Raw genomic sequence first — 1,419 nt, 5'->3', positions numbered from 1 at the left:
TAGCACTACTTTGGCAGATTAATCCTCGGTTAACGATGATCGGCGATCTTTCGCACTTCAACAGGGGTGCGAAGGATGGCAGAGCAGGATGTTGCGCTGACGGAATGGCTGAAGCCGTTTGTTGAGAAGCTTGGCCACAAGAAGCGTCGGCAGATGTGCCCAATCTATGTTTCTGGCCTGATCGGGCCGGGAGATCGCAAGAGTATCGAGCCGATGGCAGAGCGCCTGGCACCTGATCGCTACGACCGCCTGCATCATTTCATCTCGGATGGCATTTGGGACGCCGGTCCGCTTGAGGCGGAATTGGCGGTGCAGGCTGACAGAATAGTCGGGGCTTCAGATGCTTTTCTGGTGATCGATGATACAGCTCTTCCGAAGAAGGGCGATCATTCTGTTGGGGTCGCACCGCAATATGCATCGATGCTGGGCAAGCGAGCCAACTGCCAGACACTGGTGTCATTGACGCTGGCACGCGACGAGGTTCCTGTCCCCGTTGGCCTGCGGCTGTTCCTGCCCGAGAGTTGGACCAGTGATCAGGATCGGATGGCAAAAGCCGGCGTTCCCGAGTTGTCGCGCGTATCCCGCACCAAGCCGGAGATTGCGCTCGACGAGATCGATCGGCTGATTGCCGCAGATGTTCGGTTTGGCACCGTGCTTGCGGACGCAGGTTACGGCCTGTCAGCCGCTTTTCGCCAGGGTTTGAGTGCCCGGGGTCTCACCTGGGCCGTCGGCATTCCCAAGCATCAGAAGGTGTATCCCCATGATGTCGCATTGATCTTTCCTGTTGCTGGTCATGGACGGCCGCGCAAACATTCCATCCCCGATACACTGTCGACAGCCGCCGAAACGATGCTGGCGGCCTCGACGTGGACGAAACTCAGCTGGCGGCGTGGCACCAAAGGCCGACTGACCGCGCGCTTTGCTGCCCTGCGCATTCGGATCGCTGATGGCAGCCCACAACGCATCTTCGACAAGGGGCAACAGCATATGCCGGGCGAGGAAGCCTGGCTGGTTGGCGAGTGGCGCTCAAACGACGAGCGCAAATATTATCTATCCAATCTGCCGGCCGCGGCGACATTGAAGCAACTGGCGGCGGCCATTAAAGCTCGTTGGGTCTGCGAGCAGGCGCATCAGCAGATGAAGGAAGAACTCGGCCTCGATCACTTCGAAGGCCGATCATGGCAAGGCCTTCATCGACACGCGCTGATGACCATGATCGCTTATGCCTTCCTGCAACATCAGCGCCTATACAAGGCAAAGCGGGAAAAAAAGGAACAGACGCGGCCCGCCTAAACCGACACTGCCAGCTATCCGACGCGCCGTCATAGCCGCGCTCTCAAACCACCATCCACCACAACGATGTCCACACTGCCGTATCAGGTTCCAAATGACGCCAAAATCAATTCTGCCAAAGTAGTG

1 protein-coding gene is annotated in these 1,419 nt (G+C 58.1%); it reads left to right on the top strand.

Annotation, left to right across the window (positions count from 1 at the left end; genetic code table 11):
- Positions 1–75: 75 nt before the first annotated feature.
- Positions 76–1,293, top strand: a complete 1,218-nt coding sequence (locus tag C5L10_RS33305) for an IS701 family transposase (RefSeq protein WP_105433207.1) — start codon at positions 76–78, stop codon at positions 1,291–1,293.
- The last annotated feature ends 126 nt before the right edge of the window (positions 1,294–1,419 follow it).

This window comes from Neorhizobium sp. T6_25 (assembly GCF_002968555.1).
GTDB lineage: Bacteria > Pseudomonadota > Alphaproteobacteria > Rhizobiales > Rhizobiaceae > Neorhizobium.
Note: the sequence above shows the minus strand (reverse complement) of the source record. Positions and strands in the feature narration are given on the sequence as shown.